Below are 21,658 nucleotides of genomic sequence, written 5' to 3' on the forward strand. Positions count from 1 at the left end.
TTGTCGTTCTTATAAAGATTCGCGTTCAGGATTATAAGCTCTTGGCGATACTGCCCTGTCTTATTGATCCGAATTTAAGCAATCATCCCGAATTTCGTAATCATCCGGAATCTCGCAATCATCAGGACTTTCGCCTTCATACCGGATTTAAGCAATGGAAATCCCGATTGTCTTTCCACCGAGCTCAACCCGTTCCATATCGCCCGCTTTGCCGAAATGCAGCTCATTGACGAGCACATTCTCGCGCAGCACTTGTTCGAATGCCGTAATCGCCGCCTTCAGTTCCTCATCCGTATCCAGCGTCAGATTGACACGCTTCTCGATCGCGAGGTCCAGCTTCTTCCGGGTGTCTTGCACGGCCCGCACGACCTCGCGCACCCAGCCTTCCTGCTCAAGCTCAGGCGTAATGTCGGTGTTGAGGGCTACCGTCAATCCATAGCCGGACGCGGAAGCGAAGCCTTCCTTCGCTTTTTTCTCGATCAGCAGCTCTTCCGACGTAATCTGCAGCTCTTCCCCATCCGGCGAAGTGACGTTCACGCCGCCGTTCTGAACGACCGCACGCGTTTCATCGCTGCTCATGCCCTTCAGGAAGCCTTGCAGGAAGCCGACATTTTTACCGTACTTTTTGCCCGCCACCTTCAGGTTCATCTTCAAGGTAAAATCAACAAAGCCGCTGTCGCTCGTTTCCACGATGATTGACTTCACATTGATTTCGTCCCTGATGATCGCCTCATACCCGGCAAGATCAAATTGGCGATCCATCGAGATAATCAGCTCGGAGAGCGGTTGACGTGTCTTAATGCCGGTCTCGTTGCGGACATTGCGGGCAAGCTCGACGATCTGTCTTGCCGTCTCCATGTCCTGCTCGAGCGACTTGTCGATCAACGCTTCGTCCGCTTCAGGGAAGTCGGCCAAATGCACACTCTCTCCGCCGCCAAGGTTTACGAAAATATCCTCTGACAGCATCGGCGTAAACGGAGCCATCAGTTTGGCAACCGTCAGCAGCACATGGGTCAGCGTTCCGTAGGCGGCCAGCTTATCTTCACCGAGGCCGCTGCCCCAGAAGCGGTCCCGCGAACGACGGATATACCAGTTGCTCAGCTCATCGACAAACGCTTCGATCGCTTTCGCCGCATTCAAGAAGTCGTTCACCGACAGCCCTTTGTCCACGACTTGAATCAAGCTGTTCAGGCGGGACAGAATCCAGCGGTCGAGCTTGTTGTCCGAGCCCTTGAATGGATGCTCCGCCGGATTGTAGCCATCGATTCCGGCATACAACGTCAGGAAGGCATGGGTGTTCACAAGGGTATCGATGACCTTCGACTTGGCTTCCCCTACGATGCCCTTGGAGAAGCGTTTGCTGTTCCATGGCGCACTGTCGGCAAGCAGTGCCCAGCGGAACGCGTCGGTGCCGTATTCCTCGATGATTTCCCAAGGATCGATGACGTTTCCTTTGGATTTGGACATTTTTTGCCCGTTCTCGTCCAGGATATGCCCCGTAGCCATAACCGCCTTATATGGCGCCTTGCCCGTAAACAGCGTCGATACCGCGAGCAAGCTGTAGAACCAGCCCCGTGTCTGGTCAATCCCTTCGCAGATCATATCGGCAGGGAACTGCTGCGCGAATTTCTCATTATCCTCGAACGGAAAATGGTACTGCGCGAACGGCATCGATCCACTGTCAAACCAGACGTCGATCACTTCGGAGGTCCGTTCCATGACGCCGCCGTCGCAATGCGGGCATTTCACCTTGACTTCATCCACGTACGGCTTATGCAGCTCCAGATCCTCGGAGACCTCGCCTACCGCTTGGGCACGAAGCTCCGCGATGCTGTGCGGCGCAAATTGTCCGTCGCATGTTCCGCACACCCACACGTTCAGCGGCGTTCCCCAATACCGGTTCCGGCTGATATTCCAATCCACCAGATCCTCAAGGAACTTGCCAAAGCGGCCTTCGCGCACATGGCCAGGATACCAGGTCACCTCGTTGTTGTTCGCGATGAGCTGATCCTTGACCGCGGTCGTTTCGATAAACCAGCTTTCCATTGCATAGTAGAGCAGCGGCGATTTGCAGCGCCAGCAGAACGGATAGCTGTGCTCGTACTTCTCTTTGCTGTACAGCAGCCCCTTCTCCGAAAGGGTCTTCACGATGTCCAGATCGCAATCCTTCACGAAGCGTCCGGCAAAATCCGTGACCTCGTCCGTATACCGTCCCTGACCGTTTACGACGCTTACGAAGCTGATGCCGTTCTCACGGCATACGCGGTAGTCGTCTTCCCCGTGGGCCGGAGCCATGTGCACGATCCCCGTACCGCTTGCATCCGTAACAAACGATGCTCCGACAACGATATTCGCCTTTTCGGCCTTCACATAGGTGAAAGGAGGTGTATAAGATTGGCCGACCAGCTCGGAGCCTTGGAGCGTAGACAGGACGGTGTACTCGCCCTTCATGACGTCTTCCACCAGGTTTTTCGCCACGATGTAGATGCCGTCCTCCTGCTGGACACGTGCATATTCCATATTCGGGTTCACCGCAAGCGCGACGTGGGATGGCAGGGTCCATGGCGTCGTCGTCCATGCAAGGATGTACTCACCGCTGTCATGCAGCTTGAACTTCGCCGTTGCACTCAAATCCTTCACATCTTCATAGCCCTGGGCCACTTCGTGGGAGCTCAGCGTCGTCTGGCAGCAAGGGCAGTACGGGCTCACGCGGTGGCCGCGGTACAGCAGCCCCTTGTCATGAATCGTCGCCAAAATATTCCATACGCTCTCGATATAGTTGTTCTCCAGCGTAATGTAAGGGTGGTCCAGATCGGTCCAGTAGGCAATCGCTTCAGTCAGCTCGCGCCACTTATGCTCATATTCGAACACGCTGGCTTTACATTTCTTGATGAACGCCTCTACGCCGTAATTCTCGATCTCCTGCTTGCCGGAAATGCCAAGCTGCTTCTCAACGCCCAATTCAACCGGAAGCCCGTGCGTATCCCAGCCCGCTTTGCGGACAACATGGAAGCCCTTCATCGTTTGGTATCGGCCTACGAAATCCTTGATTACCCGGCCTAACACATGGCCGATATGCGGTGCACCGTTAGCTGTCGGCGGCCCTTCATAGAAAACATAGTTCGGCTTGCCCGCCCGGCGCTCGATCGACTTCTTGAACGTGTTCTCCTTATTCCATTTGTCGAGGATGCGAAGCTCTCTGGCCCGCGCCTTCTCTTTCACGTCTACTCTGTTCATTGCAGATCTTCCTTTCACTAATGTGAGTAAAGTTCCTCAAGGGAATAAAAAAAGGCCCTCATCCCGAAAGGGACGAGAACCTGTTCTCGCGCTACCACCCTAATTCCGCCCGCAAACCCAGCCGTGAACGACTGTCCCGGGCGACACCTCAATGTCCATGCCTATAACTACCGGCATGGTCCGATATAACGTTCGGCGGACGGCTCAGCTTACGCACGTTACGATCACGCTTCAGCTTCGCTTCTCCGGGATGATCTTCAGCCCAGGACTGACCGCCGACTCTCAGCAAATGCCGGCTCTCTGAAGGACAATTCCTCTGCCTACTGTTCCCATCAACAAATTTTCATCATAATCAAGAATATGATATTAGTTATAGACGACTTCAGGGGAAAAGTCAAGGCCGCCCCGCCTAGTACACCTCTTTAGGCTCCAGGCTCGGTTCGCGGCTTTCTAAGGTCTCCCATCCGTCCTGCTTCAGCAGCTCCAGCTGAGCCTCCACAAGAGAACGGAACCGGGTGCGGTAGATCGACGCCTGCTTCTTGAGCTCTTCTACTTCCAACGCAATTTTACGGGATTTTCCGAGCGCCTCGTTAATGATCCGGTCCGCGTTCTTCTCCGCTTCCTTCACGATAAGCTGCGCTTCCTTCTTCGCATTATTCTTTACCTCATCGGCAGCCTCTTGGGCTACGATGATTGTCTTGGACAAGGTTTCTTCGATGTTGGCGAAATGATCCAGCTTCTCCTGCATCGCCATCAGCTGATTTCCGAGCTCTTTATTCTCCCGAATGACGCTCTCGTAATCTTTAATGACCTGGTCCAAAAACTCGTTGACCTCGTCCTCATCATAACCGCGAATTCGACGGGCAAATTCTTTGTTATGTATATCAAGCGGTGTCAATGGCATGGTGTGCACCTCCTAAATATATGGGCCTCACAAGACGGTTTATCCGCTGTATAAGCCAGACCACCCGTCCATGAGGACAATAGCGGTCATTCTGATTTATCGGCAATTCATTCCGCATTTTGAATGTACGTCCTAAATGATTTCGACAAAAAAACGGCAATTCCTTCAAAGGTCAGACATATTTACCAACCTTGACACGGTACCGCCCTTTCTTCGTCAGGCCGCCGATCTCCAGTACGGCAAATCTGCCCATTCCCTGTATGGAGACGACATCGCCTTCTTTTAAATTGGTTGACGGATCCTCTTCTACCTTCCAGTTCACCCGGCACCGTCCGGCTTTGATCGGAACGACGATCTTCGTCCGGCTGATCCGGTGTGCATCGCTGGCAATGCCGTCGAGTCTAAGCGAGGATACCGTAATGTCCATCGTTTCAAGCTTCGTCTCGGCTGCCTGCAGCTTGTCCATCGGCAGAAGCTCAGTCATCACATGCACCCTGTGCACCTGGCTCAGGTTTAAGTTCAGGAAAGAGCCGATCTCCTCCGATACGACGGCATGGCATCCGCTTTCGATGACATGAATATCTCCAATTTTCGAACGCTTGATGCCGAGGCCGAGAATCGAGCCCATATAATCCCCGTGCTCGAGCTCCAGGAGCTTCTGATCTCCCGACGTGATGCTGAGCACCTTGATTTTGAAGTCTTCGCCGTCCAGCTCGCGGTAATCGGGCGCAATGATTGCGCGTACCCGCTCGGCATCCGCATAGCCGCCCTCAAAAGCGGCATGGACGTCAGGGTGCCGGTTCACAAGCGTCTCCAGAATGAAGCGTTGGCGAGGGTCGAGAAAGTCCGTCAGCTTCACCTCGTGATACTGTCCTGCGTTGGCGACCCATTCCCAGGCCCGGTCGACGAACTCGCGCTCGTCTTGGTGAAAATGCTCATAGATGCCCGGTTTCATCGTTCGTCACCTGCTAAGAAAGAATTCCAGAATAGCATAAACTCCCCGCTCGGCTAGCTGCAGGACGAATAATGCAATGATCGGGGAGATGTCGATCATGCCCATGATCGGCGGAATAAACCGGCGAAACGGGGACAGATACGGCTCCACGAGCTTGCCCAGGAGCTCCCCGACAAAGCTCTCCCTCACATTCGGAAGCCATGACATTAACACATAGATCAAAATCATATAAAAATAGATTTGGAACAGCGTACGTACAATTTGGAAAATTTCCACTGACAAAGTCTAGGTCACCTCATTCTCGTATAGTCATGCTCGTCTGCCAATATCTCCGAGATGGAGCCCTGGATTTCAACCGTATCCGGGGTGCACAGAAAAATATTGCCGCCTACCTTCGATATGCCTCCGCTCAGCGCGTACACCGTCCCGCTAAGAAAATCAATGATGCGCAGCGCTTGATCGTTGCGGACGCGCTGCAGGTTCACGACGACGGTCCGGAAGGATCGGAGATGGTCTGCAATCTCCTGTGCTTCATCATATGAACGAGGCTCGACTAATACTACCTTAACATTCTTCTGGGAATGGATGCTGACGATATTGCCGCCCTTTTGGCTTTTGCGCTGCTCGAACGGCGTCGGCTCCACCGGCTCGTCCTGTGCGGCAAGCACTTCACGCTCCACAACCTCTTCCTCATCCTGCAATCCCAAGAAATTCATAAACCGGTTCATCACGCCCATCCCTCACTCCTCCTCTTTCCCTACTAAAATCGAGCCGAGACGCACCCAGGTCGCCCCTTCCTCAACAGCCACTTCAAAATCGTTTGACATGCCCATAGACAATTCCGTCAACGGCTCCTTCGTCAGCGCCTGCCGATTCAGCTCATCTCTTAGTTGTCTTAAGCCGCGGAATACGGGACGCGTATGCTCCGCCAATGATTCATAGGGAGCCATTGTCATCAATCCGATGACCTTTACATGGGACAAATCCGCGATCCCCTTCAAGAAATCTGCCGCTTGCTCGGGAGGAAGGCCGTATTTCGATTCCTCGCCCGAGATATTCACCTGCATGAACGCAGATACCTGAAGATCCAGGGCTGCAGCCCTCTTGTTAAGCTCCTTCGCCAGCGATAAGCGGTCCAGTGAATGAATATATTGAAATTTATCGATCACGTCTTTGACCTTGTTCGTCTGGAGATGGCCGATAAAATGCCATGTACCGCGGTCTCCAAGGGCCTGCCATTTGTGCTGGGCATCCTGCCAGCGGTTCTCGCCGATATGCCGGAGCCCCTGATCCAGTACCGAAGCTGTCGTATCCAAGGAGACATACTTCGTTACGGCGATGACATTGACCTCACTCCGGTCCCGGCCGCTGCGCGCGCATGCCTCCGTGATTCGCTGTTCTACCTGATCGATACGTTCCTTCAAACTCAAGGGACGACTCACCTCTTTCTCATCCCGATCCAGCTTGCCATACGACCTGTCGTTCCCCCGTCCTTGCGATACGAGAAGAACAAGTCGTTATTACAGCTTGTACACCATGTTGTACATTCGATATGTTCCGCCAATATTCCTGCTTTAATCATAATGCGTCTGTTTATTTCTTTCAAGTTCAGCATGTATTTCCCGTTTCCCTTGTCGATATACATGGCAGATTGCGGGTTCTCCTCGGAATCCTGCGGCGACAGGAGCAGCTGTCTTACGCGCTCCATGACGCGATCATCGACCTCATAACAGCAGGCTCCAATCGAGGGGCCGATCGCAGCCCGAATCTGGCTCGGATCGCTGCCATATTCGCTTGTCATCGCGCTGACCATGTTCCCGGCAATGCCGGCGACCGTACCCTTCCAACCGGCATGGGCAAGACCGACCGCCTCCGTTGCCGGGTCCCAGAAATACAGCGGTACGCAATCCGCGTAAAAGGATGTCAATAGAATGCCCGGCACGTTCGTAACCAGTCCATCCGTATCCTGAAAGGCGGAATCACGGTCGAGGCTGCCTCTTCCCCGATCCCCTGCCCGGACAATCGCGACATCCCCGCTGTGGACCTGCTCGCCGCACGTCCAGTCTTCCAGGGAGAAGCCAAGCGCTCCGGCTATCCGCCTCCGGTTCTCAATGACATGTTCGGGAACGTCCCCTACATGAAATGCCAAATTCAGGCTGTCATAGGGCTTCGCGCTGACCCCGCCATGCCGCCCGGTAAACCCCGCGGCGAGCCTACCGTCCGGCGCACCGCGCTCCCAGCTTTCCAGCACAAACCGTCCGCATTCCTGCTGATGTTGTTTTACGAAAGGTTCCATCGAATCACTCACCTCTATCCCAGTGTAACAGAAAACGCAGCCCGGAGACACCGCTATCCGTTGCTGCATTTGCAAATCGCTGGATAGGATAATCCATTTCCTTTCTGACATGTTCAAAAATTTCTTCTGTCATGCCCGTTCGGCCGGTCCAAATATTCCACCGCGCCCTCTTCCTCCGGCACGCGTCTAAGCTCCTCCATTTTAACCAGGACAACGTCCGACCCGATCTTTACGATATTGCGCCAAGGAATGATCAGATCGCTTCCGCCCCCGAACAATCCCATAAACTTTCCGTAGCTGGGCACCACGATCGCCTCGATCCGTCCTTGACGCAGGTCAAGCTCCAGATCGCTGATCTGGCCTAGCCGCTTCCCGTCGATAATATTAATAACATCCTTCGTTTGAAAATCGGATATTTTCATCTTTTTCCCCACCATCTGATTATCTGGTATCATCCGCATCACACCTTAGATGTATTTAATCGGAGCTCAATCAAAGCCCTCTGGAATCCCTTGGTATACTATATGAGCAAAACGCGTAAAATAGCTTATTTTCATTAAAAAAAACGATCCCGTAAATGGGGATCGTTATGTTTTGGGTTTGATAGCGGTACAACTTTAAGTTTTTACGTGCTTCTGCATCTGTTTGATCGCTGACTTCTCCAGTCTGGACACCTGCGCCTGCGAGATGCCGATTTCGTCGGCGACCTCCATCTGGGTTTTCCCTTCGTAGAAACGCATGGACAAAATCATTTTCTCGCGCTGTCCGAGCTTATGCATCGCTTCCCGGAGCGCGATTTCCTCGATCCAGGAAATATCCTTGTTCTTGTCGTCGCTAATCTGGTCCATCACATAAATCGGGTCGCCGCCGTCATGGTAGATCGGCTCGAACAAGGAGACAGGATCTTGAATGGCATCAAGTGCAAATACAACATCTTCCTTGGGCACGTTCAGCGCTTCGGAAATTTCAAAAATGGTCGGTTCGCGCGAATTCGCATTCGTCAGCTGGTCTCTGACCTGCAGCGCCTTGTAGGCGATATCACGCAGGGAGCGCGAGACGCGAATCGGATTGTTATCCCTTAAGTAACGGCGTATTTCTCCGATAATCATCGGTACGGCATACGTGGAAAATTTTACGTTTTGCGACAAATCGAAATTGTCGATGGCTTTCATCAGACCGATGCAGCCGACCTGAAACAGATCGTCAACAAATTCCCCCCGATTGTTAAAACGCTGGATGACGCTGAGGACCAGCCTCAAATTTCCATTCACCAATTTTTCTCGAGCTGACCGTTCGTTGTTCTGCTGCAGATCATGGAACAGCTCCCTCATTTCCACATTCGTCAAAACCGGCAGCTTCGACGTATCCACACCACAAATTTCAACTTTGTTTCGCGTCATGATGACTAACCTCCCAAGGAGAAACATTACTGTACATTATCTCCGAGGGGGGTTATTTTATTCCTTGCCTTTTCCAGTTACACCATCTTGTTGAATTCCTTCCGGAGCCGCTTTATAATTCTCTTCTCCAATCGGGAAATGTAGGATTGCGAGATGCCAAGCAGGTCGGCAACGTCCTTTTGCGTCTTTTCCTCCCCGTCCTGGAGGCCGAATCGAAGCTCCATAATCATCCGCTCCCGGTCGCTCAGCTTATCCAGCGCCTTTTGCAGCAGCTTTCGGTCAACCTGCTCCTCGATGTTGCGGTAGATGGTATCATTCTCGGTGCCGAGCACGTCGGAGAGCAGCAGCTCATTGCCGTCCCAGTCAATATTGAGCGGCTCGTCAAAGGAAACCTCGCTCCGCGTTTTATTGTTGCGCCTCAAATACATCAAAATCTCGTTTTCGATGCAGCGGGAGGCGTAAGTGGCAAGCTTGATTTTTTTCTCGGGATCGAATGTATTGACCGCTTTAATCAATCCGATGGCGCCGATCGACACCAAATCCTCGATATTGATGCCCGTGTTCTCGAATTTGCGGGCAATATACACGACAAGACGAAGATTGCGTTCGATCAGCATGGCCCGGGTTGCCGCATCGCCTGACGGCAGCTTTTTCAGCAGGTATTCTTCTTCCTCTTTCGTAAGCGGAGGCGGAAGGGCCTCGCTTCCTCCGATATAGTAGATTTCCTGACTTTTCAAGCCTAGCAAAAACAATACGCGATAATATTGAAGCTGCAGCGCTAATCTCCATTTTACGGGCATCTCTTATCCTCCTAAAAGTTTTCCTGATGGGAAACGAACGTTTGATACTATGCCTGCGGGCTTTCCCGAAGGGAAAACGGACATGAATCATAGGTTTCATAGAAAGCGGTATACACCCAAGTTTTCAAAGACTCCTTCATAAGCTCATCCTGCCGGCTTGGCTTGCTCCGGTCCTGCGCCATGGGTGCTCCCTACCGCTGCTGCCGCATCTGCTGCGGCATTCGAAGAAGTATTCGGAGCTCCCTCACCTTCCGTTAGCGCCGGGTGGATAATAGCCCGATAGGCTCTGTCCCCGGACAGGGTGCCTCCGTCTACACCGATCAGTACTTTGGTAGTCGTATATTCGATGCCGCCGAGCTCAATTCGGACTGCATCCGGTTTCAAGGCGAGCATGAAGGCTGCTCCGCGGTTCACGCCGCGATAAGGAACGAGCCGCAGGCGATCCTGCCATTCAAATTCCTCCATCCCCAGATCCATAATCAGCCGGTCAGGCTCTCCTTCTACCAGCCGCTCGCTCCATCCCTCCGGCAGGAACGATTCCCAGAGCGAGGCCTCCATGACCATTACGGGTGTACGAGTCAAAGGATCGCTGAGCTGATTGCCGGTATCCAGTAGGCCTCTGCAGCTTATTTTCTCGCTTCCGATCCATACCGTTACCTCTCCCAGGAGCGTTTCCCTGCTCTCCATTTTGCGTTTCGTGGTCTGAACGGCCTTAAACCCGAATACAACTACAAAAAAGGTAATACACGCAGCCCAAAACCCCACTTTCAGCTCGAACGATAATCCCCCGGTTGCCGTATACCATATCCCGCTAAACAGCTCCCCCGAATTCTGAACCAAATAATGAACGCCGATAATTCCCCCGGCCGCAGCGAAATTGACCATGTAAAAGGCGCCTAAATGGTGAATATAGCTTTGCAGGCTGGTAAAGCCGAATGCGATCCACAGCATCAGCAGGGACAGTCCAAATTTGATCAGAAAGGTGTACAGAAAGGAAAGCTCCGGGACAAACATCATGACGACATAGAGAGCCCCTGCCGCGGATGACAAGGCAAGCCTCCACCACTTGAGCTTGGTCCTTCGCATCCAGGCCGTCAGGGCCAGCAGGACCCCGTCAATCAGCAGGTTCACGATAAAAATCAGATCGATATAAACAACCAGGATCTTCACCCGCCTAGTCTGAATTCCTTTTTCGCTCTTTGTTCGCTCGGATGCGTCTGTTCTTTTCAAGGCTTTGGGAGATGCTACTAGTATAAGAAGAATAGGGATCAAAGTCTGTCTAAACCTGTGGGCCGTTCGCAGACTTTTTTTGTCGATGGAGGGCAGTTTTTAGAGACAGGGGAACGGTGCACGGGAAGCCCGCCCCGCCAATGCCGGGTGGACGGCGTTACAAGCTGCTCTGGGACGGCGCTTTGAGCCGGATGATCTCGTATAAGCGATATTCGCGAAAGTCTGACACTGGAGGGCTCTTCCCTAAAACTTGCGGCGGATTTCATAACAAAAAAAACCTGCGCTTTAGCCGCAGGGGCAACAAGCGCAGGCTTATTCGTATTAATCATTATTACGCGAACGATTGCGAAGGAATGTAGGAATATCAAGCTGGTCATTGGTGCTCTGATTCCCGAATGGTCTCAGATTCACATTGCCCTTGTCGGAGGCCGGCTGCTGTTCGCTTTGCGGCATCGCTGGGCGCCGTCCCGGCGGTGTCGGCATCGGCTTGCTCTCAAAACCGGTCGCAATCACCGTTACCTTGATTTCTTCCTTCATGCTATCATCGATGATGGCACCGAAGATCATGTTCACTTCCGGATCCGAAGCGGAGGTTACGATCTCGGCCGCTTCATTGACCTCGTACAAGGAGAGATTGTTTCCTCCGGTAATATTCATGATGACGCCGCGTGCGCCCTCGATGGACGTTTCCAGCAGCGGGCTCATGATGGCCTTGCGGGCCGCCTCGGATGCGCGGTTCTCGCCGGTCGCCATTCCGATTCCCATCAGGGCTGATCCGCGTTCTGTCATAATCGTCTTCACGTCGGCAAAGTCGAGGTTGATGAGACCCGGTACCGCGATCAAGTCGGAAATACCTTGAACCGCTTGGCGGAGAACGTTGTCCGCTTCACGGAACGCTTCCAGCATCGGAGTCTTCTTGTCTACAATCTCGAGAAGCCGGTCGTTTGGAATGACAATAAGCGTATCCACCTTCTCCTTCAAAGCCTCGATGCCCAGCTCTGCATGAGAGGAACGCTTGCGTCCTTCAAATGTGAAAGGGCGGGTTACGACGCCGACCGTCAATGCTCCGCATTCCTTAGCGATTTCAGCAATGACAGGAGCAGCTCCGGTACCCGTGCCTCCGCCCATACCGGCGGTCACGAATACCATATCCGCACCTTTTAAGGTGTTCATAATCAAATCGCGGGATTCCTCAGCGGCTTTTTTGCCTACTTCCGGGTTGGCGCCGGCTCCGAGTCCTCGAGTCAGCTTGTCCCCGATTTGCAGCTTGTGTTCGGATTTAGCAAGATGGAGCGCTTGGGCATCCGTATTTACCGTAATAAACTCAACGCCCTGCACGCCGTTTTCAATCATTCGGTTGACGGCATTGCTTCCGCCGCCGCCAACACCGATTACTTTAATTTGAGCTAAGCTCTCCATTTCGAAATCAAATTCCAACATCTATTCCATCTCCCCCTCAATGTGCGTGGATGGCACGTCCACAGTCAAATGAATCCGCTATATAAACTCGCTGAACATTTTTTTCAAGCGTTCAATAAATCCCGGCTTCTGGCTGGTCTCCTGAGTTGCTGCGACAGGATTTTGCGGCTTAGCGCGGTTCACCGGTTTCTTGCTATTTCCGCTGTTGCTGCTTCCTCCTGCACTGCTGCGCACTCGGACATTCCGGATTGCATTATGGAGGATGCCGACTCCGCTGCAGTATCCCGGATCACGCACGCCGATAAAATCGGGAACGGCAATCCGAACGGAAGTCGCCAGCTCGTTCTGTGCCACCTGCAGCACACCAGGCATGGACATCGTGCCCCCGGTAAGTATATAACCACCCGGAAGCTCATTGTAACCCAGGCGTTTGATTTCCTGACGCACCAGCTGGAATATTTCCTGAACCCGAGGCTCGATGATGGCGGCCAGGTCCTCTTGGTTAAACTCCTTGTCCACATTGCTTCCGATCCTCGTTACTTTAAACGTAACTTCAGGCGCAGCGCTCTCCATGAGCGCACAGCCGTATTTCAGCTTGACCTTCTCCGCCTGATCGGTTAACGTCCGCAATCCGTACGCAATGTCATTCGTCACGAAATCTCCGCCTACCGGCAGCGTGGAGGTCGCTGCAATGCTTCCCTCTTCAAACACCGCAAGCGTCGTTGATCCTGCGCCTACGTCCACGAGCACCGAGCCCATCGTCTTCTCGTCCTTCGAGAGAGCCAATTGGCCGGCGCCTAGCGGAATCAGCACAAGATCCTTGACCTTCAAGCCTGATTTCTCCACGCATCGGAGCAGATTATGTATTGCCGTCTTCGCGCCGGTAATGATCGTCGCTTCAACCTCAAGCCTTACACCAATCATGCCTCGAGGGTCGGAGATTCCTTCTAACCCGTCTACTACGAATTGCTTTGCCACTACATCGATTATTTCCCGATCGGGAGGAAGCGCCACAACCTCCGCGGCTTTCAGCACGCGGTCGATGTCTTCTTCCCCAATCTCGCGATCCTCGTTCGATACTGCCACAACGCCGTGGCTGGATTGAAGTCCGATATGATTACCGGATATGCCGACATATACTTCGGATATTTGAATACCGACCATACGCTCCGCATGATCAACAGCGTTGCGAATGGATTGTACGGTCTGGTCGATATCTACGATTGCACCCTTACGAATTCCCTCCGAGTCGGCAGATCCAACTCCAATAATATTAAAGGTTCCATTATTAACTTCCCCAATAATAGCACGAACTTTGGATGTACCGATGTCCAAACTAACAATGATGTCATTGTTGCTCAAGCTCTGGCACCTCCTGTTTAACAAAATAAAGTCGTCATTCAAGATTTACATTTTTACTTATTCAACATGGAAGGGGCTATCCCTCTTTTTTCTACATTATTTTTACTGCCAACATTTACTATTGAGAGCCGTAAAACACATAAAATATAAATGAGAGCCCAATGTTGTCAATACTTTCAATTGTACCATTTATTCCTACGCCTGAGTAGGGGGTTATTCCCCTTCCGGAGCCTCTTCTTCAACTTCTTCCTCGAAAGGCACGTAGGAGTCAGCTTCCAGCATCGTTATGATACCCGGCTGTTCCAATTCCGTCACTTGATTGAGATACTCCACCTTATCCCGAAGCAGCGAAATGGAGGTGATGACTTCGAACTTGGAGCGCGTGTACAGCTTGATCCTGTCCGGGAAGGAAAGCGTGGGCGAAGGCATAATCTCCGAAATGTCGGAGGTCATGCTGCTCGGTATTTCGGCCAGCACCTGGCTGAGCTTCGCCTTGTTCGGATCGGCCGGGTCCCACTTGGTCAGAATCGGCTTTTCTACGGCGATTCCGCTGGCCGCAACGGGAACCGAAGTCCCGCTGGACAGGATAGCTTGAAAATCGCCGTCGGCGGACAGCTCATAGGCGACTGTAGGATACTCGGTGATCACGATGCTGATCTCGCCGGGAAAGCTCTTATTCACCTCAGCGGATTTAATCGTGCCGAGCTCGGCTAATCGCTGCTTGACCTCATCGGGATCGACTCCGAAATACTGCTCTCCGATCCGGAGTCCGCTTTGCTCCATCAGCTGCTCTTTGGTATTCAGTGTATTGCCCTTGATTTGAATCTCAGAAACCTGGCTGATCGGCGAGCGAAAGAATAGAATCGTCAGCAGGGCTATGAACAATAGCAGCAGAATCCATATAATCTTTCTCGCCGCCCTCGGTTTGGGCTTGTCCTGTTTCAGGACAGGTATATGAGTATTAGACATATCCTCTCTCTCCATAAAGACCTGCCACCCCCTCCGCAAGGAGGGGATGACCAGGACCTCAATTGGCTAAATCAAGCGGCTTCGGTACGGAAGTCTGGCGGTAAATACGCGCTCCCAAGCCTTGGAACATGTTTTCAATCCGATCATAACCGCGGTCGATGTGGTGCACTTGCTCAACCACCGTCGTCCCCTGCGCAGCCAATCCGGCGATGACTAGAGCCGCACCTGCCCGCAGGTCGGTTGCCTCTACGGTCGCTCCATAAATTCGCTGAACACCGCGTATAAAGGCATAGTTCATATCCGTGGAGATATCGGCTCCCATCCGGGAAAGCTCCTCCACATGCTTAAATCGTCCTTCAAATACCGTTTCTTTCATCACGCTGAAACCATCCGCTACAGACAGCAGCACCATCACCTGGGACTGCAGGTCGGTAGGAAAGGAAGGGTACGGCGAAGTCACGATTCGTTCCACCGCTTTTGGACGGCTCATGCAGCTTATGTTTATTATATCATTGCATATACTGGTTTGAACACCGGCGCGCTTCAGCACATGCATAAGGGAGGTCAGATGGGACGGATTCGTCTTCGTCAGCGTTACGCTCCCCCGGGTGACGGCAGCGGCGATCATAACGGTTCCCGCCACGATCCGGTCGGGAATAATCTCGTATTCGCAAGGCGTCAGGCGCTCCACGCCGTGGATCGTAATGGTATCGGTTCCCGCTCCGATGATGTTAGCACCCATTTTGTTCAGAAAATGCTGAAGATCCTGAATTTCCGGTTCCCTTGCGGCATTCGAAATGACCGTTGTGCCGTGCGCCGTTGCCGCTGCCATCATGATATTCTCGGTTGCTCCGACGCTGGCAAAATCCAGATGAATATCCGTTCCAACCAGCCGGCTGGCTCTGCAATGGATTTTATCGCTGCTTTCCTCGATTTGCGCACCCAGCGCCTGGAGCCCTTGCAGGTGAAGGTCGATCTTCCGCTCCCCGATCGCGCAGCCGCCTGGCTGATAAATGGTAACTTCACCGAAACGGGCCAGCAGAGGTCCCATCAAGAAGATGGAGGATCGCATCTGCTTCATTAAATCTTCCGGGACATGAAACGAATTGGCAGACGAGGTATCCACGGTAACCGTCTCCAGCTCGTGCTTGCATTTGGAACCGAGACGGCTGAGAATGCTGAGCATCACTTCAATGTCCAGCAGATGCGGGACGTTGCTTAATTTCACGGTCCCCTCTGCAAGCAGACTTGCGGCCAAAATAGGCAAAGCTGCATTTTTCGCACCATGGATACGTATGGTTCCTGATAGGGGCCTTCCACCCTCAATCACCAATTTGTCCAATGTATCACCTCCGAGTTTACCGCTCGCCTAGAACATACACCTCGGGTACCATATGAATTCCGTTCTTCTTCGCAATGGTCTCCTTGATATGCTCAATCAAGGCGAGCACGTCCTCTGCTGTCGCTTGACCGGTGTTTTCGATGAAATTGGCATGCTGCAACGAAATTTCCGCCCCTCCGATCCGCAGCCCCTTAAGACCCGCTTCTTCGATCAACCTCGCGGCATGGTCGCCGGGCGGGTTGCGAAATACACTGCCTGCCGTTGCCGATTGGAGCGGCTGCGTGCGCCGGCGGCGGTCCTTATAGGAAGCCATCCGAGCTGAAATTTCTTTGCGGTCCCCATACTGGAGCTCAAATACCGCTTCCGTCACAATCCCTTTTCGTTCGTGCAGAATGGAGTGCCGGTAATCGAACGCCATATCTTTGGCAGCATACGTAACCAATTCCCCTGTATCCAGTACAATGTCAGCGGACTTAAATATGCGTGACACATCAGACCCGTGAGCGCCTGCATTCATGTAAACGGCCCCTCCGACCGATCCTGGGATGCCTCCGGCGAATTCAAGACCCGATAATCCTTGTTTCCCGGCCAGAACACTGAGCTTGACGAGCGACAGGCCGCCGCCTGCCGTCACCGTCTCCCCCTCGAAACGAAACTCCTCGAAGCCCTGGCCCAGCTTGATCACCGCTCCCCGAATGCCCTTATCGGATACCAGCATGTTCGAGCCGCGTCCCAGTTGTGTCCAAGGAATGCGATGGGCATGGAGAAGGGCGACCAGCTCAGCGAGCTGCTCTTTATTCTCGGGAACAACTAGGCAATCGGCTGGTCCGCCTATTTTCCAAGTTGTGTATTTGGCCAGCGGTTCATTCCATAAGACGGCTCCGACATTGGCTTCAGATAGTAGCGATTTCCACTGCTGCATTGTAAATAAACCTCCCTTGACTTTCAAAACAAAAGGCCATTCCCCCGAAACTGGCGGGAAGATGGCCGCTGTCTGTAATGCCGGCCTCATGGGTGTGTCACGATTATAGAGTATCTTATGTCAGGCTCCATAGGTGTGTGACAATCGCCCAGCCGATTTAGCGTTTACCGGTAAGCCGGCGGATTTCCTCCACAATGACGACAGCGGAATCCGGTTTCCCGAGCTTTCGGGAAGCCTCGGACATCGACTTCCGGACATCGGGGCTTGTCATGATTTCCTCAAGCCGCCCAAACAAAGTTTCCGCGGTAAGGTCCTTCTCAAGGATCATCCTCGATGCGCCTGCATCCTCCAATTGTCTGGCATTGGCCTCCTGATGATTGTTGGTCACATTGGGTGACGGTATGAGGACCGAAGGAATGCCGAGCGAAGTGATTTCGGCCAGAAAGGAAGCTCCGGCACGGTTTACAATCAGGGAAGTCGCAGCAAGCACTTCCGGCATGTTATGAACATAAGGCATGATATGAAGATGGTTCGGCATCGTGCCGAGGCGGCTGCGTATCTCCTCACGCGTGCGCTCAAAATAAGTATCGCCCGTTACGAACACAAAATGAATACCTGGCAGACGGCCGATATGAGAGGCCATGCCGATCATGGCATCATTGATCGCCTTGGCCCCCCGGCTTCCGCCGACGATCAGAACGACCTGACTGTCCATCGGGATGCCAAGCGAAGCAAATCCACGCTCACGATTGGCGGATTGGACCGTCGTCGCGCGTGGATTCCCTGTATACACCGCTCTTTTAGCTTTGGGGAAGGCCTTTTCGGAGCCCTCGAAGCTCACCGCTACCGTATCCGCGTAGCGGCTCAAAAACTGATTCGTCAGCCCGGGAATCGCATTCTGCTCATGGATCATGGTCGGAATCCCTAATTTTGCAGCTGCGTATACGACCGGTCCGCATACGTAGCCGCCGGTGCCGATCACAACATCGGGCTTAAACTGCGATAGCAGCGCTTTCGATCGGTGGACGCCTTTGAAAAAGCGCATGATCGTTTTCACATTTTCAAACGACAGCTTGCGCCGAAAGCCCGTAATATCAATGCTTTCAAACGGGAGCTTCTCCTGGGGCACCAGCTTGCTTTCCAGGCCCCGCTCCCCGCCGATATATAAAAATTCCGTCTTCGGATCTTCCAATTCACATTGCCTTGCAATGGCGACAGCCGGGTAGATATGCCCACCCGTCCCGCCGCCTGTTAATACGACACGCATACTGTTCACCTCGCATAACGGGAAATATTTAATAGAATGCCGAGCGCGGTCAGCATCAGTGTCAACGAGCTTCCTCCGTAGCTGATCAGCGGCAGCGTAATGCCGGTTACCGGCATCATTCCGATGACAACGCCGATATTAATGACAACCTGAATCGCGACCATTCCGACAATCCCTACGGAGAGCAGGCTGCCGAAGCCGTCCGGAACCGTCATGGCGACCCTCATGCCTCGCCATACCAAAGCCGCGAACAACAGCAGCACGATCAGCCCGCCAATGAAGCCGAGCTCTTCGGCCAAGATGGAAAAGATAAAGTCGGTTTGCGGTTCAGGCACATAAGCATATTTCTGGCGGCTCATGCCAAGACCGAGGCCGCCAAGGCCGCCGGGGCCGATTGCATACAGCGACTGAATGATCTGGTAGCCGGTCCCGAGCGGATCCGACCATGGATCTAGAAAGCCCGTAATCCGCTTCAACCGGTACGGAGCCGTAAGGATTAGTCCGGCAAAGCCCGCGACACCGCCTAAAGCAAGAAATCCCAGATGCTTCATTCGCGCACCGGCAGTGAACACGATCATCATGGCAGCCCCGAGCATAACCGCGCCGGTGCCGAGATCCGGCTGCAGCATGATCAATCCGAAAGCAAGGCCGATCAAACCTAGCGGCGGGAGCAGCCCCTTGCTGAATGAAGTAATATCATAGTCTTGTTTGCTGAGCCACCGAGATAGAAACAGAATCATCCCTAGTTTCATAAACTCGGAAGGCTGAATGCCGAACGAGCTGATGCCGAGCCAGCTTCTCGCGCCGCCCCGAACGACCCCGATCCCCGGGATCAGAACGATAACGAGCAGGAAGAAGCAGACGAGCAGCACCAGCTTGCTGTATTTCATCCATACTTTATAGTCGATTTTGGAAGTGAAATACATGGCCGCAAGCCCGAGGCAAGCAAAAAACGCCTGCCGTTTCACAAAATAAAACTTATCGCCGTAATCATGGAAGGCGAGCACGGAGCCTGCGCTGTATACCATTACGATCCCGATGGCCAGCAGGGCCAAAATGCATATAAGCAGCCACAGATCGGGCGCCTGGCGGTTCTTGTTCATGGAAAGGCCACCTCGTACATCCTTAGTAGGGGCTTATCCACCCCCCTACTTAAAGGTTATGCACCGCCTCTTTAAAAATGCGTCCTCTGACTTCAAAGGAAGGGAACATGTCCCAGCTGGCGCATGCCGGCGACAGAAGGACAATATCGCCGGGCTCGGCAAGCCGGGCCGCCTCCTGGACAGCCATAGTCAATGTATCGGCGGCGTCCTTTCCATTATCGACGAGGATAATTTGCTTTAACCCGGCTTTTTCCGCCGCAGCCGCGATTTTCTCCTTCGTCTGGCCTAGGAGGACGACAGCCTTCACCCGCTCTCTAAGAGAAGGCACGAGCTCCTCGTAATCCGAGCCGCGGTCAAGACCGCCTGCAATGAGCACGATGGGCTCCTTGAACGAGGTTAGCGCCATGTTGGTTGCTTTGGAGTTTGTCGCCTTGGAGTTATTGTAATAGGCAATGCCGTCCCGCTCGTCAACGAATTCAAGCCGATGCTCTACGCCGCGGAAGCTGGACAATACCGGCTCGAGTCTATCCGGACTCACGCCGGCCGTAATTGCGATTGCCGAAGCCGCGAGCGCGTTCCCGACATTGAATCTGCCGGGCAATCCGATGTTCTCCACACGGATGATCTCATGCGTAAAGCCTTTTTCGTCCGTATAGACGACAGTCCTCTCCGGCTCCTCGCCACCCGGCATTTGACCCTCAGCCCCGTATGGCGGCATCACGTAAACACCTTCACGAAGGACTTCGTTCATCGAGAATGGCAAAATGCGGGCCTTGATATACGGGACGAGGCTCCTGCACACGGGATCATCCCAATTGAGCACAGCGGTATCGTCCGCCGTCTGATTCGCGAACAGCTTGGCTTTGGATGCGATATAATCGTCCATCCCGCCATGATAGTCAAGATGCGTTTCAGCTATATTCAGCAGCGCGGCGATGCGCGGCCGGAAATCCTCGGTTCCTTTGAGCTGGAAGCTGCTGAGCTCCACGACCATCCAATTGTCCGGATTCGCCTCCTGGGCGGCCTCCGACAGCGGTGTGCCGATATTGCCCGCAACGATCGGGGACAGACCGGCGTCCTCCAGCAGCTGACCGACCCAGGTCGTCGTCGTTGTCTTGCCGTTGGAGCCGGTGATGCCGATCATCGGCGCTGCACAAATATGATAGGCGACCTCTACCTCGGTTACGACCGGAACTCCCAGCTCCATTGCCTTCTGAACAGGCGGAACCGAATAAGGAATGCCGGGATTTTTGACGAGGAGCGCCACGCCGGGATGAATCAAGTCATCCGGATGCCCCCCGCAAATAACAGAAATGCCCAAAGCTTCGAGCTCCGACGCTTCGGGACACTGCTCTCTTTCTTTTCGATCATTCACCGTGACCTCCGCCCCGGCTTTATGCAGTACTTTGGCTACTTGGACGCCGCTTCTGGCAAGTCCGAGTACAACGACGGTCTTTCCCCGGTATTCATCTGGATGCTTCATATGCTACAACCCCTTGTTGATATAGAGCCCGAGTCCCGCCAATACCAGTCCCACGGCCCAAAATGTGATGACGACGCGCCACTCCGACCATCCGGACAGCTCAAAGTGATGGTGGATCGGGCTCATCTTGAAGATGCGTTTGCCTCTTGTTTTGAACGAGATGACCTGGAGCACGACGGAAAGCATCTCGATGACGAATACGCCTCCGAGGATAAGGAACAACAGCTCGCTTTTCGTCACGATGGCGATGGCTCCGATCGCGCCCCCGATCCCCAGCGAGCCTGTATCTCCCATGAACACCTTGGCCGGATGCGCGTTAAACACCAGAAACCCGAGCACCGCGCCGATCATCGCCGCCGCGCAGAAGGCCGCCGCGAAAGAGGTCGACTGGATCGCCACAATGGCATAGGCTCCGAAAGCAATCGCACTGACGCCGGATAACAGTCCGTCCACACCGTCCGTGAAATTGACCGCGTTGCTGATGGCCATCATCATCAGAACGATGAACGGATAATAGAACCACGGCCCCCAGTCGAATGACCAGTTCATCCCCGGTACCCCGATCGCCGTGCTGTGTCCGTTGGAAATGAGCAGCCAGCACATGATCCCCGAGAACAGAAGCTGTCCGAACAGCTTCTGCCGAGGGGTCAGTCCCAACGATCGGCGGAATACAATTTTAGTATAATCATCCAGAAATCCGATCAGGCCAAAGCCCAATGTTGCCACTAGAAGCACATAAAAATCGGTATCGACCGGCGAAAACTTGATAAACGTCAGCGTGAACGCAAGCAGAATGACGACGCCGCCCATTGTCGGCGTACCTGCTTTTTTGAGGTGGCTTTGAGGACCGTCGTTTCGCACTTGCTGTCCGAACTTCAACCTGCGAAGCAACGGAATCAGCAGCGGGGCCGAAATGACAGCCAGTATAAACGCTACACCGATGGTCAATAACAGCAGCTGAAAGTCCAT

At 53.4% G+C, this 21,658-nt stretch carries 20 protein-coding genes and 1 other annotated feature; all 20 genes read right to left on the reverse strand.

The window, feature by feature from the left end; genetic code table 11:
- Positions 1-147 precede the first annotated feature (147 nt).
- On the reverse strand, positions 148-3,237 hold the full coding sequence (gene ileS, locus NSQ46_RS20800; RefSeq protein ID WP_342574557.1) for an isoleucine--tRNA ligase: 3,090 nt from the start codon (positions 3,235-3,237) through the stop codon (positions 148-150).
- Positions 3,238-3,302: 65 nt separating this feature from the next.
- Positions 3,303-3,582 (reverse strand) — a binding site (T-box leader).
- A 64-nt stretch (positions 3,583-3,646) separates the two neighbouring features.
- Positions 3,647-4,141: a DivIVA domain-containing protein gene (locus NSQ46_RS20805; RefSeq protein ID WP_007129483.1), complete on the reverse strand. Its 495-nt coding sequence runs from the start codon at positions 4,139-4,141 to the stop codon at positions 3,647-3,649.
- Between the two features lie 172 nt (positions 4,142-4,313).
- A complete protein-coding gene (locus NSQ46_RS20810; protein WP_007129482.1) occupies positions 4,314-5,096 on the reverse strand; it encodes a YlmH/Sll1252 family protein in 783 nt (260 codons plus the stop codon).
- Between the two features lie 6 nt (positions 5,097-5,102).
- Positions 5,103-5,378 carry a YggT family protein gene (locus NSQ46_RS20815; protein WP_007129481.1) on the reverse strand — a complete coding sequence of 92 codons (276 nt, stop codon included), beginning with the start codon at positions 5,376-5,378 and terminating at the stop codon, positions 5,103-5,105.
- A gap of 8 nt (positions 5,379-5,386) precedes the next feature.
- On the reverse strand, positions 5,387-5,833 hold the full coding sequence (locus NSQ46_RS20820; protein ID WP_007129480.1) for a cell division protein SepF: 447 nt from the start codon (positions 5,831-5,833) through the stop codon (positions 5,387-5,389).
- 3 nt (positions 5,834-5,836) lie between these two features.
- On the reverse strand, positions 5,837-6,526 hold the full coding sequence (locus NSQ46_RS20825; protein ID WP_040738455.1) for a YggS family pyridoxal phosphate-dependent enzyme: 690 nt from the start codon (positions 6,524-6,526) through the stop codon (positions 5,837-5,839).
- A gap of 8 nt (positions 6,527-6,534) precedes the next feature.
- Positions 6,535-7,392: a peptidoglycan editing factor PgeF gene (pgeF, locus tag NSQ46_RS20830; protein ID WP_007129478.1), complete on the reverse strand. Its 858-nt coding sequence runs from the start codon at positions 7,390-7,392 to the stop codon at positions 6,535-6,537.
- Positions 7,393-7,505: 113 nt separating this feature from the next.
- A complete protein-coding gene (locus NSQ46_RS20835; protein WP_028406598.1) occupies positions 7,506-7,847 on the reverse strand; it encodes a YlmC/YmxH family sporulation protein in 342 nt (113 codons plus the stop codon).
- A gap of 162 nt (positions 7,848-8,009) precedes the next feature.
- Positions 8,010-8,792, reverse strand: a complete 783-nt coding sequence (sigG, locus tag NSQ46_RS20840; protein ID WP_007129476.1) for an RNA polymerase sporulation sigma factor SigG — start codon at positions 8,790-8,792, stop codon at positions 8,010-8,012.
- A 77-nt stretch (positions 8,793-8,869) separates the two neighbouring features.
- The gene (gene sigE, locus NSQ46_RS20845) at positions 8,870-9,592 is read right to left on the reverse strand and encodes an RNA polymerase sporulation sigma factor SigE (protein ID WP_007129475.1); all 723 of its coding nucleotides are present in this window, start codon (positions 9,590-9,592) and stop codon (positions 8,870-8,872) included.
- Positions 9,593-9,736: 144 nt separating this feature from the next.
- Complete coding sequence (spoIIGA, locus tag NSQ46_RS20850; protein ID WP_342577011.1) at positions 9,737-10,753, reverse strand: sigma-E processing peptidase SpoIIGA; 1,017 nt, start codon at positions 10,751-10,753, stop codon at positions 9,737-9,739.
- Positions 10,754-11,143: 390 nt separating this feature from the next.
- Positions 11,144-12,262, reverse strand: a complete 1,119-nt coding sequence (gene ftsZ, locus NSQ46_RS20855) for a cell division protein FtsZ (RefSeq protein ID WP_007129473.1) — start codon at positions 12,260-12,262, stop codon at positions 11,144-11,146.
- A gap of 57 nt (positions 12,263-12,319) precedes the next feature.
- On the reverse strand, positions 12,320-13,603 hold the full coding sequence (gene ftsA / locus NSQ46_RS20860) for a cell division protein FtsA (protein WP_007129472.1): 1,284 nt from the start codon (positions 13,601-13,603) through the stop codon (positions 12,320-12,322).
- 213 nt (positions 13,604-13,816) lie between these two features.
- Positions 13,817-14,572: an FtsQ-type POTRA domain-containing protein gene (locus NSQ46_RS20865; protein WP_007129471.1), complete on the reverse strand. Its 756-nt coding sequence runs from the start codon at positions 14,570-14,572 to the stop codon at positions 13,817-13,819.
- Positions 14,573-14,630: 58 nt separating this feature from the next.
- Entirely contained in the window at positions 14,631-15,914 is a 1,284-nt protein-coding gene (gene murA, locus NSQ46_RS20870) for a UDP-N-acetylglucosamine 1-carboxyvinyltransferase (protein WP_342574562.1), read from the reverse strand.
- A 16-nt stretch (positions 15,915-15,930) separates the two neighbouring features.
- Positions 15,931-16,836, reverse strand: a complete 906-nt coding sequence (gene murB / locus NSQ46_RS20875; protein WP_213614222.1) for a UDP-N-acetylmuramate dehydrogenase — start codon at positions 16,834-16,836, stop codon at positions 15,931-15,933.
- 157 nt (positions 16,837-16,993) lie between these two features.
- Positions 16,994-18,103 (reverse strand): undecaprenyldiphospho-muramoylpentapeptide beta-N-acetylglucosaminyltransferase, encoded by a 1,110-nt coding sequence (murG, locus tag NSQ46_RS20880; RefSeq protein WP_342574563.1) that lies wholly within the window; start codon positions 18,101-18,103, stop codon positions 16,994-16,996.
- Positions 18,104-18,108: 5 nt separating this feature from the next.
- Positions 18,109-19,206: a stage V sporulation protein E gene (spoVE, locus tag NSQ46_RS20885; RefSeq protein ID WP_028406602.1), complete on the reverse strand. Its 1,098-nt coding sequence runs from the start codon at positions 19,204-19,206 to the stop codon at positions 18,109-18,111.
- A gap of 49 nt (positions 19,207-19,255) precedes the next feature.
- Positions 19,256-20,689, reverse strand: coding sequence for a UDP-N-acetylmuramoyl-L-alanine--D-glutamate ligase (murD, locus tag NSQ46_RS20890; protein ID WP_213614224.1), 1,434 nt, complete (start codon positions 20,687-20,689; stop codon positions 19,256-19,258).
- Positions 20,690-20,692: 3 nt separating this feature from the next.
- On the reverse strand, positions 20,693-21,658 hold the full coding sequence (gene mraY / locus NSQ46_RS20895; RefSeq protein ID WP_007129465.1) for a phospho-N-acetylmuramoyl-pentapeptide-transferase: 966 nt from the start codon (positions 21,656-21,658) through the stop codon (positions 20,693-20,695).

Origin of the sequence: Paenibacillus sp. FSL M8-0142 (assembly GCF_038597315.1) — a bacterium.
GTDB lineage: Bacteria > Bacillota > Bacilli > Paenibacillales > Paenibacillaceae > Paenibacillus_AQ > Paenibacillus_AQ lactis.

Excerpts from the sequence above, each read along its gene's own strand:
- NSQ46_RS20835 (WP_028406598.1), bottom strand. The coding sequence starts at position 7,847 with ATGATACCAGATAATCAGATGGTGGGGAAAAAGATGAAAATATCCGAT.
- ftsZ (WP_007129473.1), bottom strand. The coding sequence starts at position 12,262 with ATGTTGGAATTTGATTTCGAAATGGAGAGCTTAGCTCAAATTAAAGTA.
- ileS (WP_342574557.1), bottom strand. The coding sequence starts at position 3,237 with ATGAACAGAGTAGACGTGAAAGAGAAGGCGCGGGCCAGAGAGCTTCGC.
- sigE (WP_007129475.1), bottom strand. The coding sequence starts at position 9,592 with ATGCCCGTAAAATGGAGATTAGCGCTGCAGCTTCAATATTATCGCGTA.
- sigG (WP_007129476.1), bottom strand. The coding sequence starts at position 8,792 with ATGACGCGAAACAAAGTTGAAATTTGTGGTGTGGATACGTCGAAGCTG.
- murD (WP_213614224.1), bottom strand. The coding sequence starts at position 20,689 with ATGAAGCATCCAGATGAATACCGGGGAAAGACCGTCGTTGTACTCGGA.
- murB (WP_213614222.1), bottom strand. The coding sequence starts at position 16,836 with ATGCAGCAGTGGAAATCGCTACTATCTGAAGCCAATGTCGGAGCCGTC.
- NSQ46_RS20865 (WP_007129471.1), bottom strand. The coding sequence starts at position 14,572 with ATGTCTAATACTCATATACCTGTCCTGAAACAGGACAAGCCCAAACCG.
- NSQ46_RS20805 (WP_007129483.1), bottom strand. The coding sequence starts at position 4,141 with ATGCCATTGACACCGCTTGATATACATAACAAAGAATTTGCCCGTCGA.
- murG (WP_342574563.1), bottom strand. The coding sequence starts at position 18,103 with ATGCGTGTCGTATTAACAGGCGGCGGGACGGGTGGGCATATCTACCCG.
- mraY (WP_007129465.1), bottom strand. The coding sequence starts at position 21,658 with ATGGACTTTCAGCTGCTGTTATTGACCATCGGTGTAGCGTTTATACTG.
- pgeF (WP_007129478.1), bottom strand. The coding sequence starts at position 7,392 with ATGGAACCTTTCGTAAAACAACATCAGCAGGAATGCGGACGGTTTGTG.
- NSQ46_RS20820 (WP_007129480.1), bottom strand. The coding sequence starts at position 5,833 with ATGGGCGTGATGAACCGGTTTATGAATTTCTTGGGATTGCAGGATGAG.
- NSQ46_RS20810 (WP_007129482.1), bottom strand. The coding sequence starts at position 5,096 with ATGAAACCGGGCATCTATGAGCATTTTCACCAAGACGAGCGCGAGTTC.
- spoVE (WP_028406602.1), bottom strand. The coding sequence starts at position 19,206 with ATGAACAAGAACCGCCAGGCGCCCGATCTGTGGCTGCTTATATGCATT.